The 17046-nt window shown below is 61.5% G+C and carries 19 protein-coding genes; 5 read left to right on the top strand and 14 right to left on the bottom strand.

Annotation, left to right across the window (positions count from 1 at the left end):
• Positions 1-2 precede the first annotated feature (2 nt).
• The 3 genes from spoIIIAB to ACFPB1_RS03705 all read right to left on the bottom strand — a co-directional run bounded on the left by spoIIIAB (position 3) and on the right by ACFPB1_RS03705 (position 1927).
• Entirely contained in the window at positions 3-521 is a 519-nt protein-coding gene (spoIIIAB, locus tag ACFPB1_RS03715) for a stage III sporulation protein SpoIIIAB (protein WP_379222024.1), read from the bottom strand.
• On the bottom strand, positions 514-1527 hold the full coding sequence (spoIIIAA, locus tag ACFPB1_RS03710; protein ID WP_379222022.1) for a stage III sporulation protein AA: 1014 nt from the start codon (positions 1525-1527) through the stop codon (positions 514-516). Before spoIIIAA ends, spoIIIAB begins: the two co-directional genes overlap by 8 nt.
• Before the next feature lie 133 nt (positions 1528-1660).
• Entirely contained in the window at positions 1661-1927 is a 267-nt protein-coding gene (locus ACFPB1_RS03705; RefSeq protein ID WP_090638110.1) for a YqhV family protein, read from the bottom strand.
• A 293-nt stretch (positions 1928-2220) separates the two neighbouring features.
• Here ACFPB1_RS03705 and ACFPB1_RS03700 point away from each other — a divergent pair, with 293 nt between their 5' ends.
• The 3 genes from ACFPB1_RS03700 to ACFPB1_RS03690 all read left to right on the top strand — a co-directional run bounded on the left by ACFPB1_RS03700 (position 2221) and on the right by ACFPB1_RS03690 (position 4510).
• Positions 2221-3078, top strand: coding sequence for a phosphosulfolactate synthase (locus ACFPB1_RS03700; protein WP_379222020.1), 858 nt, complete (start codon positions 2221-2223; stop codon positions 3076-3078).
• 154 nt (positions 3079-3232) lie between these two features.
• Positions 3233-3937 (top strand): 2-phosphosulfolactate phosphatase, encoded by a 705-nt coding sequence (locus ACFPB1_RS03695; protein ID WP_379222018.1) that lies wholly within the window; start codon positions 3233-3235, stop codon positions 3935-3937.
• A 108-nt stretch (positions 3938-4045) separates the two neighbouring features.
• On the top strand, positions 4046-4510 hold the full coding sequence (locus tag ACFPB1_RS03690; RefSeq protein WP_379222383.1) for a DUF441 domain-containing protein: 465 nt from the start codon (positions 4046-4048) through the stop codon (positions 4508-4510).
• Positions 4511-4605: 95 nt separating this feature from the next.
• Here the strand turns inward: ACFPB1_RS03690 and ACFPB1_RS03685 are convergent, their stop codons facing one another.
• The 5 genes from ACFPB1_RS03685 to ACFPB1_RS03665 all read right to left on the bottom strand — a co-directional run bounded on the left by ACFPB1_RS03685 (position 4606) and on the right by ACFPB1_RS03665 (position 8823).
• Positions 4606-5859, bottom strand: a complete 1254-nt coding sequence (locus tag ACFPB1_RS03685) for an aspartate kinase (protein ID WP_379222016.1) — start codon at positions 5857-5859, stop codon at positions 4606-4608.
• A 155-nt stretch (positions 5860-6014) separates the two neighbouring features.
• Positions 6015-6572 carry an elongation factor P gene (gene efp / locus ACFPB1_RS03680; RefSeq protein ID WP_379222013.1) on the bottom strand — a complete coding sequence of 186 codons (558 nt, stop codon included), beginning with the start codon at positions 6570-6572 and terminating at the stop codon, positions 6015-6017.
• A 68-nt stretch (positions 6573-6640) separates the two neighbouring features.
• The gene (locus ACFPB1_RS03675) at positions 6641-7717 is read right to left on the bottom strand and encodes a M24 family metallopeptidase (RefSeq protein ID WP_379222011.1); all 1077 of its coding nucleotides are present in this window, start codon (positions 7715-7717) and stop codon (positions 6641-6643) included.
• Between the two features lie 45 nt (positions 7718-7762).
• Positions 7763-8215, bottom strand: a complete 453-nt coding sequence (aroQ, locus tag ACFPB1_RS03670; protein ID WP_379222009.1) for a type II 3-dehydroquinate dehydratase — start codon at positions 8213-8215, stop codon at positions 7763-7765.
• Between the two features lie 83 nt (positions 8216-8298).
• Positions 8299-8823: a YqhR family membrane protein gene (locus ACFPB1_RS03665; RefSeq protein ID WP_379222007.1), complete on the bottom strand. Its 525-nt coding sequence runs from the start codon at positions 8821-8823 to the stop codon at positions 8299-8301.
• A 253-nt stretch (positions 8824-9076) separates the two neighbouring features.
• On the opposite strand from ACFPB1_RS03665, the gene ACFPB1_RS03660 reads away from it, so the two are divergent.
• Together ACFPB1_RS03660 and ACFPB1_RS03655 are read left to right on the top strand one after the other, a co-directional pair.
• The gene (locus tag ACFPB1_RS03660; protein WP_379222381.1) at positions 9077-9964 is read left to right on the top strand and encodes a DUF1385 domain-containing protein; all 888 of its coding nucleotides are present in this window, start codon (positions 9077-9079) and stop codon (positions 9962-9964) included.
• Positions 9965-10014: 50 nt separating this feature from the next.
• The gene (locus ACFPB1_RS03655) at positions 10015-10317 is read left to right on the top strand and encodes a hypothetical protein (RefSeq protein WP_379222005.1); all 303 of its coding nucleotides are present in this window, start codon (positions 10015-10017) and stop codon (positions 10315-10317) included.
• Between the two features lie 104 nt (positions 10318-10421).
• Here ACFPB1_RS03655 and mntR read toward each other — a convergent pair whose 3' ends face one another.
• The 6 genes from mntR to metG all read right to left on the bottom strand — a co-directional run bounded on the left by mntR (position 10422) and on the right by metG (position 16726).
• On the bottom strand, positions 10422-10850 hold the full coding sequence (mntR, locus tag ACFPB1_RS03650) for a transcriptional regulator MntR (RefSeq protein WP_379222003.1): 429 nt from the start codon (positions 10848-10850) through the stop codon (positions 10422-10424).
• A gap of 414 nt (positions 10851-11264) precedes the next feature.
• Positions 11265-11978 carry a cytochrome c biogenesis CcdA family protein gene (locus ACFPB1_RS03645; protein ID WP_379222001.1) on the bottom strand — a complete coding sequence of 238 codons (714 nt, stop codon included), beginning with the start codon at positions 11976-11978 and terminating at the stop codon, positions 11265-11267.
• A gap of 16 nt (positions 11979-11994) precedes the next feature.
• Positions 11995-12801, bottom strand: a complete 807-nt coding sequence (locus ACFPB1_RS03640; RefSeq protein ID WP_379221999.1) for a metal ABC transporter permease — start codon at positions 12799-12801, stop codon at positions 11995-11997.
• A gap of 3 nt (positions 12802-12804) precedes the next feature.
• The gene (locus ACFPB1_RS03635) at positions 12805-13605 is read right to left on the bottom strand and encodes a metal ABC transporter ATP-binding protein (RefSeq protein WP_379221997.1); all 801 of its coding nucleotides are present in this window, start codon (positions 13603-13605) and stop codon (positions 12805-12807) included.
• Positions 13606-13638: 33 nt separating this feature from the next.
• Entirely contained in the window at positions 13639-14580 is a 942-nt protein-coding gene (locus ACFPB1_RS03630; protein ID WP_379221995.1) for a metal ABC transporter substrate-binding protein, read from the bottom strand.
• Between the two features lie 121 nt (positions 14581-14701).
• Complete coding sequence (gene metG / locus ACFPB1_RS03625) at positions 14702-16726, bottom strand: methionine--tRNA ligase (RefSeq protein WP_379221993.1); 2025 nt, start codon at positions 16724-16726, stop codon at positions 14702-14704.
• Positions 16727-17046 lie beyond the last annotated feature (320 nt).

The following is a 17046-nucleotide window of genomic DNA, read 5'->3' as shown; positions in this document are numbered from 1 at the left end:
CACTAAAGAATCAAAATGACGATAAGCGCCGCCGTGAGCACGCCCAAGCTTCGCCACATCTTCGCGTACCTCGCGCTGTCCTGCCTTGCCGCCTCCTCTTCGAACGCCAGCTGCTGCGCCGCGAGCTTCAGATGCTTCAGCTGATCCTCGCGGTCGCTGATGCCGAGGCTATGGCCGAGCCGGACGAGGGCAGCCTGTTCGGGCTGCCGCATCGCCGTATTCGGCCAGATCGCCGCGACGGCCGCTTCCCAGCTGTCCCGGAACGACGGCTCGCCGGCTCCGGCCAGTCGTCCGTTCACGTCCCGCAGCAGCGAGGCGGCCGGCTCCGGCACGTGCGCGGCGCAGCGCGCGATCGCTTCCGGCAGCGGTGTGAAGCCGTAGCCGATCTCGGTCTCGAGCCGCTGCAGCGCGTGGATCAGCTGGCGAATCTGATTCGGGCGCGCGGCGTAGCGGGCGGCCTGCAGCCAGCCGATCATAGTGCCGGCGAAGATGATAAGCGCCGCGCCGATGAGCTTAACCATGGCTTCCGCCCCCTTTCAGCGGTGTCGGTTCCCGCGCGGCCGGCGCCCGGAACGCGGCGGGCTGCACCGGGATGACGCGGGCGGTCAGCCCGCCGCCGCTCCGGCGCAGCTCGGCGCAGAGCCGGAAGGCGCCGGCGTCCAGCAGCCGGCCGAGGACCGGCCGGGCGCGCGCATCGCCGAGATCGAGCGCGTGCGCGGTGGCGATCACCGCCACCCCGGCATGACTCGCGTCCAGGATAGCCGCGGCGTCCTCCTCGCGCCCGATCTCGTCCACGATCAGGATGTCCGGCGACATGGAGCGCAGCAGCATCATCATCCCTTCCGCCTTGGGACAGGCGTCCAGCACGTCCGTGCGCGGGCCGACGTCGAAGGTCGGCACACCCCGGACGCAGGCCGCGATCTCCGAGCGTTCGTCGACGATGCCAACCTTCCGGCCCGTCCATCCCGACGCCGCGGAATGCCCCCAGGCGCCGCTGCTCGCCGCCCGCGCCAGATCGCGCACGAGCGTCGTCTTGCCCTGCTGCGGCGGCGCGACGACGAGCGTCGACTGCAGCGTCCGCCGGCCGTGATCGAGCAGCTTGGGCAGCAGGCCGGCCGAGGCGCCGACCACTTCGCGGGCGATCCGCACGTTGAAGGCCGCGATGTCGCGGATGCCGCGGACGCCGCCGCCTTCCAGCACGGTGCGGCCGGCCAGTCCGATCCGGTGGCCGCCGGCGACGGTGATGTAGCCGCGCCTCAGCTCTTCTTCCATCGCGTAGAGCGAATGGTTCGTCACCCGCTCCAGCAGCTTGCGGCAGACGTCCGGCGTCGGCTTGTACGCCTCGCGGGGCTGCGACAGCGGCTGTCCCGCCGGCGACAGAAACCAGAAGCCCCGCGACGTGCCGATCTCGAGCGGCCGGCTTTCGCGGATGCGGATTTCTTCCAATTCGGCTTTCATCGCCTCTGGCATGCGGCCCAGTATGTCGGCCAGCTCGGCGGGCAGCAGCTGCTGCACTCCAGTTAACATCCGGCATTCCTCCCGGGTTTGGTCGTCGGCTGCCTTGCGGCGCGTTTGCTAGATTGCCAGCTAGATTGCTAGAGTGACGGATTGACCGATCTTTGTTCCCATTGTATGCGGGCCCGTCCCCGCGTATGCCAGTCTACTTCCGCAGCGCGCCTATCAAAATGCACGCCACGCCGCCGACGATCCACAGCATTTTCCCGAACGACAGTTTGTCCGACAAACCGACGAGCCCGATCGTCGTGGTCGTGATGAGCACGATCGGCCCGACGAGGGCGAGCGAAGAATTGACGACGAGCGCCTTGTCGATCTGATTCAGGCGAAGCATGATGAGCGCCGCCATGATTTCGAGCGTTCCCGAGAAGATGCGCAGCGACGCCATGCTGAGCACGATTTTGTTGAGCATGTGATCCCTCTTTTCCTAGTAATCCGTCCCTTCGGCCGGGCTCCCCCGGCAGCTTGGCCTTCTATCCTACTCTATGCGGGCCTGTCTCTCTTTCATTCGTCCAAAAATGGGCGCCTGCCGGGTACCCGCCGCACCGGCGCTGGGCGACCTGCATATATTGCTCGGGTGGCATGAAGAAACGGCCCTTCCCCAAGCGGGCGGCGCGCGTCTCTTCCTCTATCGCCGCAAGCAGCTTGCGCCTTCGAAACCCCCCGAGGTGATTCGGGGCAACACACGGATAGCGAGGAGATCGTATGAAATCTATTTCTCAGTCGGCATGGCCTGCCGCGCTTCGGGATCCGAGCGGCCAACGCGAACCGTTCGACGGTTCCGGCGACGGGCTCGATTCGCGGCGGACGCCTGGCCGCGGGCAAACGATGGTCATCGACAAAGGATTGGGACGGCGCGCGTTCGCCGATCTGATGGAAACCGCCGGCCCCTATATCGATTGCGTCAAATTCGGCTTCGGCACGGCGCCGCTCTACCCGGCGGACGTCCTGCTTGCCAAGATTGGGCTGGCCAAACGCAGCGGCTTGAGCGTCATGCCGGGCGGCACGCTGCTGGAGGCGGCCGTACGGCAAAACGCCGTGCCGGCGTTTTTCGAATCCGTATGCCGGCTCGGCTTCAACGGCATCGAAGTGTCCGACGGCACGATCGAGCTGGACCGGAAGCAGCGGACCTCGCTTATACAGGAAGGCATCCGTAACGGCCTGCGGGTCGTCACGGAATACGGCAAGAAGCTGACGGGCTCCGTCGTCGACGCCGACGAGCTGCTGTTCACCGCGGAGGCCGACTGGCTGGCCGGCGCGGAACTGGTGACGGTCGAGGCGCGGGAATCCGGCATCGGCGTCGGCTTGTTCGACCGCAACGGCGATTGTGCCTTGAGCGAACTGGAAGCGATCGGCCGCGCGCTCGGCGACGTCGGGCGCATCATGTGGGAGACGCCGCTGAAGCATCAGCAGGTGCTGCTGCTGAACGCGTTCGGCGCCGAAGCGAACCTCGGCAATATTCAGCCCTCGGAGGTTCTGTCCCTGGAAACGATGCGGCGCGGTCTCCGTGCGGATACGTTTCATTTCGGGAAGCGGGTCGAACCGTTCGTGTATATGATTTAAAAGCTCGGCGAAGGGGCATGACCTGCGGTCCGTTAGGTCTCCAATCACTGTTGCAAAGGCGGCCGCTTCGTTATTCCGGCTCCTATCGTCCTCCGTTCATGACGTCGCCCGCCTGTAAGTCTGGGAGTGTAATTAGGAAGGAAGCGTTAGATTCATGCAAATCGAAGTCATATCCAGCGTCAACGAAGCGCAGGCCGACCGCTTCGCGCACCGGACCGTCATCGTCATCGACGTGCTGCGCGCGACAAGCTCGGTCATCGCGGCGCTCGAAGCCGGCGCGGCCGGGGTCATGCCCGTTGAGACCGTGCTGGAGGCGCGGTCGCTGCAGTGCGGCGGCCACTTGGTCGCGGGCGAGCGGTTCTGCCGCAAAATCCCCGGCTTCGAATTCGGCAATTCGCCGGAGGAATTTACCGCCGATGCCGTCCGCGGCCGGCGCATCGTGCTGACGACCACGAACGGCACCCGCGCGCTGCACAAGGCGATGCGCGCGGATACCGTGCTCGCCGGCGCGCTCGTGAACGCCACCGCCTGCGCGCAGGCCGCGTTCGAGCTGCGCCGTGACATCGTGCTGCTCTGCGCGGGCAGCCACAATGAATTCGCGCTGGAAGACGGCTTGTGCGCGGGGCTGCTGATCAGCGACCTGCAGCGGCTAAGCGCGTCTCCGGTCGAGATGAACGACCTCGGCTCCGCCATGCTCGGCTTGTACCGGAGCAGCGCCGGCAGCTTGCGCGAGCTGCTGCTCGGCTCGGCGACCGGCCGGCGGCTCGTCAAGCACGGCTCCGTCCGCGACGTGGACTATTGCAGCCGGGTGAACGCGAGCAAGATCGTGCCGCGGCTGCACGGCGACATGCTCGTCTGACGGTCTGGACCGGCAGACATATCCGGAAGGCTTGTTCCATACAATGGAGGTATGGACGCTCCATCACGTGCATGGAGGCGGTGACAACGAATGAAGGGGTCAACAAGCATGAGCGGGGAAGTCGTGCTGGTCATTCTCATCATCATCGGGTTAATCGGACGTTCGCCGATCATATCGACGGCGGCCTGCGTACTGTTGGTCGTGAAATTGGTTCATCTGGAGCGTTATCTGCCTGCGATCGAACGAAGAGGCCTGGAACTCGGCTTGCTGTTCCTGACCTTCAGCGTCCTCGTCCCGTTCGCGTCGGAACGAATCGGCTCCAAGGACATCTTGGGCGTCGTGACCTCGTGGCCCGGCATTCTGGCCTTGACCGGCGGCGCGATCGCCACGTTCGTCAACGGCAAAGGGCTCGAGATGCTGAAGCTCGATCCGCAGCTCATCGTCGGACTCGTCATCGGCTCCATCTTCGGGATCGTCTTCCTGCGGGGTATCCCGGTCGGTCCACTGATGGCGGCCGGCATCACCGCGATCCTGGTGAAGCTCTTCAGCTTCATCGGCAGCCGTTTCTTCTGAAGACGGCCTGCCTGCGCGGACGCAAAGAAGCCTCCGGCTCGCAATTGCGAGCCGGAGGCTTCTTGTCTGATAGAGGCAAGCTTGAAGAACGGTGCTTACCGGCGATCCTGCGGGCCGCCGACGAAGGCTTGCTCCGCCGTGTCAAGGCCGTAAGCCGTATGCAGCGCGCGGACGACGTCCTGCGCCGGTTCCGCCGCGATGATGACGGACAAGCGAATTTCGGAGGTCGTGACCATCTTGATGCTGATGCCGAGGTCGTAAATCGCCTTGAACATTTTCGCCGCCACACCGGGGTTGCTGACCATACCAGCACCCACGATGGACACCTTGACCAGATTCTCTTCCGACGTGACCTCGCGGTACGGCACTTCGGCGCGGATGCGCTCGACGACGGCGATGGCGTCGTCTTTATCGTTCAGCGAGACGGTGAAGGCGAAGTCGGCTTTGCCGTCCTGCGTGCCGGATTGTACGATGATGTCGACGTCGATGCCTTGCGAGGCCAGCGCGCCGAATACTTTCGCCAAGACGCCGGGGATGTCTTCGACCCCCAGAATGCTGATACGTGCTACGTTTTTGTCATAGGCAATGCCGCGAACGACCATCCCTTGTTCCATGACCGCATCCTCCTTTACGATCGTGCCTTCGTTGTGCGTAAAGCTGGAGCGCACGACGAGCTTCACGTTGTAGTTTTTTGCGTATTCGACGGCGCGCGGATGAAGCACGGCCGCGCCCAGGTTCGCCAGCTCGAGCATTTCGTCGTACGAGATCTCGTCGAGCTTGCGCGCGCACTTCACGACGCGCGGATCGGTGGAGTACACGCCGTCGACGTCGGTGTAAATCTCGCACACGTCCGCGTCGATCGCGGCCGCAAGCGCCACAGCCGTCGTATCGGAGCCGCCGCGGCCGAGCGTCGTGATCTCGCCGGTCGCCGTCGCGCCCTGGAAGCCGGCGACGATGACTGCGTGGCCCGTCGCGAGAGCGTCGAAGATGCGCTGCGGCCGAATGTCGGTGATGCGGGCATTGCCATGCACGGCTTCCGTCTCGATGCCTGCCTGCCAGCCGGTCAGCGACATCGCTTTATGGCCGATCGCGTCGATCGTCATCGCTAGCAGCGAGACCGATATTTGTTCGCCGACCGTCAGCAGCATATCCATTTCGCGCGCTTGCGGGTTGGCGTTCAGAAGCTTCGATTGGTCGATCAGATCGTCCGTCGTATCTCCCATGGCCGACACGACGACGACAACATCGTGGCCGGCTTCCTTATAATCGGCAATTCGCCGCGCAACCCGCTGCATCCGCTCAGTCGAGCCAACGGAGCTGCCGCCGAATTTCATTACTATCAACGACACCGCTCATCCACTCCCAACGAAAGTTCTAGTGTAAAAGTCTCAGGTTGTGATGTTTCTCAAAAAATGATTATAGCATACCCGCTATGGTTTGAATACGACAAAAACCGCCTCGGCGCGCGGCCGGGCGGTGTTCTGCCTGCTTATTGACGGACGAATTAAGCGCGGGAAATGTATTTGCCGTCGCGCGTGTCGATCAGGAGCACATCGCCTTCGTTGATGAAGAGCGGCACCTGCACGTTCAGGCCGGTTTCGACCGTCGCGTTCTTCGTCGCGCCTTGCGCCGTGTTGCCTTTGACGCCCGGTTCCGTTTCCGTCACCTTCAGCTCTACGCTGTTCGGCAGCTGGATGCCGATAATTTCGCCGTTGTAGCTGGAGATGTTTACGTTCATGTTTTCTTTCAGGAAGTTGATTTCCCACTCGAGCTGATTGCGGTCGAGCGTGAATTGGTCGAACGATTCGTTATCCATGAAGGAATATTCCGAGCCGGAGTTGTACAGGTATTGCACGGCGCGGTTCTCGATGTTCGCCCGGCCGATGTTTTCGCCCGCGCGGAACGTTCTTTCGACCGTGTTGCCGTTTCTCAGGTTTTTCAGCTTGGAGCGGACGAACGCCGCGCCTTTGCCCGGTTTAACGTGCTGGAAGTCCAGCACGGTGAAGATATCGCCGTCAACCTCAACGGTCAGGCCTGTTTTAAAATCATTGACTGAAATCACTGCGTATTCCTCCTAATGTTTTTTGCCCGTGCGCGAGGCAGGAGCAGGTCATGCGATAAAGTTAAAACTCATTCCAAAATGAACATGGTTTTCGGAGATGAGGTCAACAACGAATTGCCGTCCGCGGTAATGACGATGTCGTCCTCGATGCGGACGCCGCCGAATCCCGGGAGGTAGATGCCCGGTTCGACCGTAACGGTCATGCCCGGCTCCAGCACGGTCGCGCCCGAGACCGACAAGCGCGGCGCCTCGTGGATTTCCATGCCGAGCCCGTGGCCGGTACCATGGCCGAACTTGTCGCCGTAGCCGTAGCGGGTGATGATGCCGCGCGCGATTGCGTCGGCTTCCTTGCCCGTCATGCCCGGCTTGATGCCCGCCAGCGTCGCAAGCTGGGCTTCCAGGACGATGTCGTAAATTTCACGGTGGCGGTCCGTCGGCTTGCCGACGACGATCGTCCGCGTCAGGTCGGAGCAGTAACCGTTATAGTATGCGCCGAAATCCAGCTTGACGAACTCGTTCGTGCCGATAACGCGGTCGCTGGCGACGCCGTGCGGCAGCGCGGACCGCTCGCCGGAGGCGACGATCGTGTCGAAGGACGGAGACGTCGCCCCTCTGCTCCGCATGAACATCTCCATCTCGAGTGCGACGTCGCGTTCGCGAAGCCCCGGCTTGATGAAGGAGAGCATGTGCTGGAACGTGTCGTCCGCCAGTTGGCAGGCTTCGCGCATGATCGCGAGTTCCGACTCGTCCTTATACAGCCGCAGTTCCTCGATGACGCCGGATACCGGCACGAGCTTGAAGCCGTCGCCAAGCGCGGCCTTCCAGGCGGTATATTCGCCGAAGACGACCGTGTCCTGTTCGAACGCCAGCTTCTTCAGCCCCGCGGAGCCGGCGAGTTCCTTCGCGGTCTCGATCCACTTCTGCCCGTGCTCGACGACGGTAAACCCGGCCGCCTGCTGCGGCGCCTGCGTCATGTAGCGGAAATCGGTGAGCAGCCAGCTGTCCGCCGCCGAAATGAGCAGATAGCCGGACGATCCGGTAAAGCCGCTTATGTATCTGCGGTTCACGGCATTCGTGACGAGGATCGCGTCCGCGCCGAGCTCCGCAAGCTTCGCCCGCAATCCCGCGATGCGTGCAGTCGTCATACTATCACCCTTTTTCTAAATTTAATAGGCCCAGCTCCCGGCGGCTTACAGGCTTGCCTTGTCTCCGCCGAGATGCTGCGCGAGCGCGGTCAGCCCCAGTACATAGCTCTGCGCGCCGAAGCCGGCGATCTGGCCGAGCGCCGCCGGCGCGATCACCGACACGTGCCGGAACGCTTCCCGCTTGTGAATGTTCGAGATATGTACCTCGACGACTGGCAGGCCCACGCTGCCGAACGCGTCGCGAAGCGCGTAGCTGTAATGCGTGAACGCGCCCGGATTGATCAGGATGCCGTCTTCCTGTCCATACGCCTCGTGGATGCGGTCGATCAGCGCGCCCTCGTGGTTGGACTGGAAAAACGAAACACGGACGCCCAACTCATTCGCCTTCTGCCGAAGCAGCCCTTCGATATCCGCAAGCGTCATCGAACCGTAGACGCCGGGTTCGCGGATGCCGAGCATGTTGAGATTCGGCCCGTTTAATACAAGAATCGAAGTCATGAAGAGTCCCTCCCGGCGCATAGATCATCGCCATTCTACCATAAATGCCTATGCTTTGAGAAGTGCCGTGGAACCCTGCCGGCCTAACCCGCCGTAACCGGCTCCCGGGACGCTTCGTCGGTATATTCGAAGGCGATCGTAAAGCCGATGAAGATCCCCCAGACGAGATAAAGCGCCAATTCCGTGAAGATCGTGTCGTACCCGATCTTATTGAAGGCCGGAAACAAACCGAGCATCGGCCCGGCAGCCGCGAAGAGGACGAGCCACCAGAACAGGCCGTAAAACAGCCCCGGCCACGGACCTGCGATCCGGCCGAGCACCGCTTTGTAGATCAGGGCGGCGACGATCGAGAACACGATGAAGCACCCGAGCCCGACCAGATGCCCCCACCCCGTCTTCAAGAACGATTGGCGGAAGAACGGGTCGGCCAGAAAGCCCGGCAGCACCTTCGTGAAATGAATCAAATACAGGAGCCAGCGCGTCGCTCCCCAGATCAGACCTGCGAAAAAGCCTACCCGCAGGCAGAACGGGAACGGATTCGTGTTGGTGGTTCCGTTATACTCGGTGCGGCCCGGCTTGTGCCGCTGCGTCCTCGAATTGGTCGGCATAGTCGATCGATTCCTCCGTTGCAATGGATTGTTAAGTAGGCATGCAGCGGTTAGTATGCGCAGCCGCGGGGCATCCAAATCGCGCCCGTCCGCTTCGGGAAAGGATCCCGCTCGCAATGTCGCTCGGAATCAAGTACAATAAGAGAGAAATCGTATCCGATTGAGAACCTACGTCAAACCAAAGGATGGTGATTCGCCCTTGTCGCAAAGCACGCAAAACATCTACGGCGGACAAGCCGTCATCGAGGGCGTCATGTTCGCGGGCAGAACCACGAACGTAACCGCGGTACGCCGCAAAAATAACGAAATCACGTTTTTCGAAGTCCCTCGCAAAACCACGCCCTGGATTCAAAAGATGAAGAAGATCCCGTTGGTGCGCGGCGTCGTCGCGATTCTGGAATCCAGCGCCAAAGGCTCGCAGCATCTGAACTTCTCGATGGAATCATACGCCGAGGACGAGCTCGAGGACGTCAAGGACGAAACCGCGCCGGTAAAGGAGAAAAAAGGCTGGAGCCTCAGCATGATCGTCGGCGTCGCGGTGGCCGGCATTCTCTCGTTCGTGGCCGGCAAGCTGGTATTCACCGTCGTTCCCGCCATGATCGAACAGCTGATCTTTGGACATGCGTTCAAGAATATAATAGTACACAACCTCATCGAAGGGGTTATCAAGATTCTGTTCCTGCTCTCGTATCTTTACATTATTTCCCTGACGCCGCTGATCAAGCGTCTCTTCCAATATCACGGCGCCGAACATAAAGTGATCAGCGCCTACGAAGCGGGCGCGGAGCTGACCGTCGCCAACGTGCAGCGCTTCACGCGGCTTCATTACCGCTGCGGCAGCAGCTTCATCGTCTTCTCCGTGCTCGTCGGCATCGTCGTCTACTCCTTCTTCCACTGGGATTCCCTGTGGGAACGGGTCTACATCCGCGTCCTGCTGCTCCCGGTCGTGCTCGGCGCCTCGTACGAAGCGCTCCGCTTCACGAATGCGCTCCGCGACCTGCCGGTGCTCCGCTTCCTCGGCTATCCGGGCTTGTGGCTGCAGAAGCTGACGACCAAGGAACCGACGGACGAACAGGTCGCGGTGTCCATCGCATCGTTCAACCGCATGCTGGAGATCGACCGCCAAGGCGTCAAGGCCTGATCCTGGAGCTGGACTGAAATCAAGATTCGGGAAGGAAGGGTGAGCGCGTCATGCCTCGGAAAATGAGTCTGCCAACCATTATCATCCTCGTGCTCGTCGTCGTTGGCCTTGTTTCGCAAACGATCAGCAATCCCTATCAGCTTCTGATTCCTGTCTTTGTGTTCGGCGCGATCTATCTGCTTTACAAATTCCCGCCGGGCGCGAAAGCGAAATCGCCGAAGCCGCCGCAGCGGTACAAATCCGGCGCCCGCCGGGACCAACAGCAGGCGAGCCGGACGAAGACGCGCAAAAACATGCCGTTCCGCGTCATCGAGGGTGGCAAGGACGACGACGATCTGCCCAAGTATCATTAAGGCAGCGCGGTTGACGCGAATGAACAAAAAGGGCTTTCCAACGGGCATGCGCGCATGCGTCGTCGGAAAGCCCTTTTTGCGTCGGGTTCTTGAAAGACGGTCCATTATGAATCTTCGTTGTTCAGCTCGGCGTGAATCGATTTAAACGCTTCCAAGCGGCCGGGCTCCCGGCGGAAAAATTCCACCAGCGTCTCGATGCACGTGATGGAATCCCAGCTCAAGTGATGCTCGATGCCTTCGACGTCCTTATAAATGTTCTCTTCTTGGACGCCGATCACCGTGAGGAACGATTCCAGCAGATGGTGGCGTTCCATCAGCCGCTTCCCCATTTTTTTCCCTTTGTTGGTCAGTACGAGCCCCCGGTATTTCTCGTAAATCAAATATTGATCCTTGTCCAGCTTCTGAATCATCTTTGTCACGGAGGACGGATGCACTTCCAGCCCTTCCGCAATGTCGGAGACCCGGGCGTAGCCCTTTTCTTCGATTAATTTATAAATGCGTTCCAAATAATCCTCCATACTTGGAGTCGGCATTGTACAACCTCCATTTCACCTGCATCCCGTACGAACGGATCTTTGCGCCTCGCGGGCGGTCCGGACAACCGGGTCCCCCGCGCTACTCTTAGTATCATACACTGCCCGCCCTTGTGCCGCAACCTGCGGGCCCGTCTTAACTTTCCATGTTTGCTCCCCCTCGCCATGTCCCACACTAACGAAAACCTAGGAGGTCGGCAGCCATGGACACCCCCACGACGCTCGATCGGCCGGCGCCGGATAAGCGCGTTCACGAATCGCTCATCCATGAGCTAGTCCCGCCGACGAACAAGCAGAAGCGCTCCGGATGTTCATCTCGGAGCGCAACTTCGAGCACTTCGCGGACGCGAAGATCGAATATTTCACATAGGTTCGTTCTCTGCCGCTTAAGTCCGGCCTCATCCTCGCCGGAGCCTAGAACTTCATGAATTCCGGCGTGATGGAATTGAGCCAAATCGTGATTTTCGTCATTTGATCCGTGAAAAGCAGGACGCCCATCAGCAGCATGACCGCGCCGCCGATCTTCATCATGACGGCGGAATAGCGGACGATCCAGCGCGTGGAGCCGATGAAGAACGCCAGCACGAAGAACGGGATGGCGAAGCCGAGCGCATATGCTGTCGTCAGCTCGAACCACGTCCCCGGTTGGGAGGCGGCCAGAAGCAGGATGCTGGCGAGGATCGGCCCCGTGCACGGGGACCAGCCGGCGGAGAAGCCGACGCCGAAGATCAGCGACGCCAGGTAGCCGGATTTCTTCATCCGCAGCGGCATTTTCATTTCGCGCAGCAGCACCTTCGGCTGAATCAGCCCCATAAGAATGAGTCCCATCAGGATGATGAGCACGGCCGAGAGCTGGCGGATGAGATCCTGGTATTTCGAGAATTGCTCCGCGAAGGCGTTGGTGCCGTAGCCGAGCGTATAATAGACGATCGAGAATCCGACAATGAAAAACAACGTGTGGGTCATCGTGCGGATGCGAACCTCCCTGCCGGGACGCTCGCTCTTCAAATCCGTGACGGATACGCCGGTTATGTACGATAGATACGACGGATAGAGCGGCAGGCAGCAGGGCGAGATGAAGGATGCGATCCCCGCCCCGAACGCGGCCCATACCGTAACGTCGGCCATATGATTCCCTCCGCTTCTAGGCTGTGCCGAACTTGCTTCGGAACGTGAGCAGCAGCAGCAATACGACGATGAGCAGCATGACGATCGTGCCCCCCGGAGCGAGATTCCAAACCCCCGCGATGAGCAGGCCAGCCACGACCGCAAACTCCGCGACGACGACGACCGTCATGACGGATTGCCGGAAGCTTCGCGCCACGGCGAGGCTGCAGGCCGCCGGAATCGTGAGCAGCGCGGACACGAGGAGCGCGCCGACGATCTTGATCGAGACGCTGATGACGAGCGCCGTCAGGATGCTGATCAGGAAGTTGAAATACTTCGTCGGCAGGCCGCTGACCGCGGCGGCGTCTTCGTCGAACGCGAGCAGGAACAGCTCCTTCGCGTGCAGGCCGATCGCCAGCAGCACCACGACCGTGACGGCGCCGATGAGCACGAGGTCGACGGTATTCAGCGTGTAGATGCTGCCGAACAGGTAGCCCGTCACGCTGACGTTGAAGCCCTGGCCCATCGAAAACAGCAAGGACGCCAGCGCCACACCGCCGGACATGATGATGGCGATCGACAGCTCCGCGTACGTCCGGTATGCCTTGCGCAGCTTCTCGATCGCGAACGTCGCCGCGATCGCGAACACGAGCCCCACGGCAACGGGATAAATGCCGATCAGGAAACCCAGCGCCACGCCGGCGATCGAAACGTGCGATAAGGTATCGCCGATCATCGACAGCCGCCGGAGGACGAGAAACAGCCCCATGAGCGGCGCCGTGATGCCGATCAGCGCGCCGCCGATCAGCGCCCTTTGAAAAAATTCAAGCGTTAAGATATCCACCCGCTATACGCCTACTTTCCCTCTCTCCATGGACTGGCGCAGGCCGCGCAGGCTGTGCGACAGGTTCGTTTCCGCACAATCTTCGAGATCGTGGGAGTGTCTCACGTAGAACTTGATCTTGCCGCTCTCGTGCTTCGGCTCGCTGCCGAGGTAAGAATGGATCATCTCTATGTCGTGCGACACCATCAGGAACGTGATGTTATGATGCTGATGCATGTGCTTGACGAGATGGAAGAATCCTTCCTGCGTCTCCGCGTCGATGCCGACCGTCGGCTCGTCGAGGATGAGCAGCGCGGGATTGTTGATGAGCGCACGCGCCAGGAAGGCCCGCTGCTGCTGCCCGCCGGACAGCTGGCCGATGCGCTTCCCCGCCAAATCCTCGATGTTCATGGCTTGCAGCGCCTCTTCGCACTTCGCCGCGTCCGCCTTCGTCACGCGCTTGAACAGCTTGCCCCGGTTGTACAGGCCCGACAGCACGACTTCGCGCACCGTCGCCGGGAACAGCGGATTGAACGAATTTTTTTGCGGCACGTAGCCAATCCGGTCCCAGTCGCGGAACTCGCCGATCGGCTTGCCGAACAGCCGGATGGCGCCTTCCGTCGGCTTCAGCAGCCCGACGATCATGCGCATCAGCGTCGTTTTCCCCGCGCCGTTGGACCCGATCACGCCGACGAAATCCCGCTCCTGCACCGTCAAGCTGACGTCGTCAAGCACGCGCTTCTGCTCGTAGGCGAAGGAGACGCCGTCGAGCTCGATGACTGGTTCATGGCAGTCGAAGCGCGACGGCCGTTTCTCTATTAACATGCGTTTCACTCCCGCCCTCGTACACACCTATGTCTATTGTAAAGCCTGCACTAGATTTTGCAAATTCGCCCGCATCAGCGAGAAATAATCATCGCCCTTCGACGCCTGCTTCGGCGTCAGCCCTTCCAGCGGATTCAGCACCATCGTACTCACCTTCGCTTCGCGGGCGAGCGTCTTGGCGATTTCGTCGGACACCAGTTCTTCGAAGAAGATCGTCTTGATGCCGTTCGCCTTCACGAATTTCGAGATGCGCAGCAAATCCCGCGCTTTCGGCTCCGCGTCGGGCGATAGCCCCATTATCGCCACTTGCCGCAGCCCGTAGTCCCGGGCCAAGTATCCGAACGCCCGATGCGACGTGACGATATCCTTCTTTTTCACGGCCGACAGCTGTGTCGCGTACTCCCGGTCCAGCGCCTCCAGCTTGCCGTTCAGCACTTCGTAATTCGCTTCGTAGGCCGCTTGATGCGCCGGGTCGACCTGCACGAACTGGTCGGCCACCGTCTTCGCCATGATCAGCATCGACTTGGGGCTGACCCACGTATGCGGATCGGCGCGGCCGCTGTCCGTCTCGCCATCCTCCGGATTGCCCGGCAGCAGCGCGATGCCTTGGCTCGCTTCCACCGTCACGAGCTTCGAATCGCCCGGCAGTCCTTGCAGGAAGTCGTCGACCCAGCCCTCCAGGCCCGCGCCGTTGTACAGGAACAGCTGCGCCTTCGACGCCGTGTCCAGATCGCGGCTCTTCGGCGTCCAGTCATGCGGCTCCACGCCCGCCGGAATCAGGTTGACGACGTTGGCGTCCGCGCCGCCGATCGACTGGGCGAGAAAATAGAGCGGATAGAAGCTCGTCACCACGTTCAGCTTGCCCTCGACCAGCTTGCCTTGGCCGGCCGAGCCGCAGCCGGCGGTGAAGAAGGCTAGCAGGAACAAAGAAACGGCCGCGACGGCCGTAGATAACCCTCTCTTGCATATGAACATTGCTGCACCCCGGTCTATCGATCATAATCGTAAACATTACTATGAAGATTATATAGAGCCGCGGTTGTCCTGTCAACAAAACAACCGCCGGGGTGAAGCGCCCGGCGGCCGAAATCCGTTTTTATTTCACGATCGCGCCGTTCGCCATGCCGTCCGGCACGGTGGCAAGCGTCAGCTGGTCGCCGTGGGAGGCGGCCAGGATCATGCCTTGCGACAGTTCGCCGCGCAGCTTCACCGGCTTCAGGTTGACGACGCAGATGACTTTACGCCCGACCATCTCCTCCGGCTTGTAGAACTTCGCGATGCCGGAGACGACCTGGCGCCGTTCGTATCCGAGATCCAGCTGCAGCTTGAGCAGCTTGTCGGCTTTCGGCACCGGCTCGCACGCCACCACCTCGGCCACGCGCAGCTCGACCTTGGCGAACTCGTCGATGCCGATCTCGTCCTTGCCTTCCGGCGCGGCCGCCTCGGCGTCAGCCGCCGGCGCCGCTTGGCCCGCCGCATCCGCGGTCCCGGTCTCCGGCCCGGCCTGCGATGCGGCGGCTTCCGCCGGCGCCGCGCCGCCGTTCATGGAGACGGCGATGAACGCCGTCTCCTCCGCGACGTCGAGTCGCGGGAAGATCGGCTCGCCCTTCGCGACGCGCGTGCCGTCCGGCAGGACGCCGAACGTCTTCGTGCTGTCCCACGCCGTCAGCTCGCCTTCGGCGATGCCCAGCTGCGCGCGGATTTTCAGCGGCGCATTCGTCAGGAACGGCTGCAGCAGAATCGAGACGATCCGCAGCGACTCGGCCAAGTGGTGCATGACGGACGCCAGCTCGCCGCGCTTCTCCTCGCTCTTCGCGAGCGTCCACGGCTGCGTCTCGTCGATGTACTTGTTCGTGCGGCTGACCAGCTGCCAGATCGCCGTCAGCGCGACGGAGAATTCCATCCGCTCCATAGCCGCTTCCACCTGCTCCGCCGTGCTTTGGGCGAGCGCCGACAGCTTCTCGTCGAACGCGGTTACCGGGCCGGCATAGGCCGGCACTTCGCCGTCGAAATACTTGCCGACCATCGCGACCGTCCGGTTCAGCAGGTTGCCGAGGTCGTTCGCCAGGTCGAAATTGATCCGTTCCACGAAGTTCTCCGGCGTGAACGTGCCGTCCGCGCCGAACGGCACCTCGCGCAGCAGGTAGTAGCGGAGCGCGTCGAGGCCGTAGCGGTCGATCAGCGTCACGGGATCGACGACGTTGCCCTTCGATTTGGACATTTTGCCGTCCTTCATTAATAACCAGCCGTGCGCGAACACTTTTTTCGGCAGCGGCAGGTCGAGCGCCATCAGCATGATCGGCCAGTAAATGGTATGGAACCGAACGATCTCCTTGCCCACGAGATGCACGTCCGCCGGCCAGAACTTGTCGAAGCGGGCGCTGTCGCCGGAGTCGTAACCGAGCGCGGTGATGTAGTTGGATAGCGCGTCGATCCAGACGTAGACGACGTGCTTCGGATCCCCCTTCACCTTGACGCCCCAGTCGAACGTTGTCCGGGAGACCGCGAGATCCTCGAGGCCCGGCTTGATAAAGTTGTTGATCATCTCGTTCTTGCGCGATTCCGGCTGGATGAACTCCGGATTCTCTTCATAATACTGCAGCAGCCGGTCGGCGTACTTGCTCATCCGGAAGAAGTAGCTCTCTTCCTTCACGAGTTCCACGGGACGCCCGCAGTCCGGACAGTTGCCGTCGACGAGCTGGCGCTCCAGGAAGAACGATTCGCACGGCGTGCAGTACCAGCCTTCGTAGTGGCCCTTGTAAATGTCGCCCTGCTGCAGCAGCCGGTCGAAGATCCGTTCGACGACGGCCTTGTGGCGATCCTGCGTCGTGCGGATGAAGTCGTCATTGGAAATGTCGAGCTTCTTCCACAGGTCCTTGATAAGCACGACGATGTCGTCAACGAACTGCTGCGGCGTCTGGCCCTTCTCGGCCGCCTTCCGCTCGATCTTCTGGCCGTGCTCGTCCGTGCCCGTCAAGTACCAGACGTCGTAGCCGCGAAGCCGCTTGTAGCGCGCCATCGCGTCGCCGGCCACGGTCGTGTACGCATGTCCGATGTGCAGCTTGTCGCTCGGATAATAAATCGGGGTCGTAATGTAAAACGTCGGTTTGGTTTCGCTCATCGCCAACACTCCTCCGGCCTGCCTCGGGCAGGCATAATCAATGCTCGGAACAACAAAAAAAGCCTTCGTCCGCCATGGGACGAAAGCTTGCGCTCACGTGGTACCACCCAAATTCCTCTCCTCCGCCCCGGCCCCGTACGGTCCAGCGCGAAAGAAAGCTTCGTTCGGCTCGTCCGCATTCGGACGAGCGGTCGACCGGTAACGGGGTCAAACGCCGCAGCCTTGCGCCGGCCGCGCTGACGGCCGCCGTTCGAAAGCGGTTCTCCCGGACCATGTTCCCCAAGCCGTTCCTTGCCGGTTTCCAGCTGCCCCGGCTCTCT

The sequence above is a fragment of the Paenibacillus sp. GCM10023250 genome (assembly GCF_042653205.1).
In the GTDB taxonomy this organism is placed as follows: Bacteria; Bacillota; Bacilli; order Paenibacillales; family Paenibacillaceae; genus Paenibacillus_Z.
This window is presented reverse-complemented; position numbering and strand designations above follow the sequence as displayed.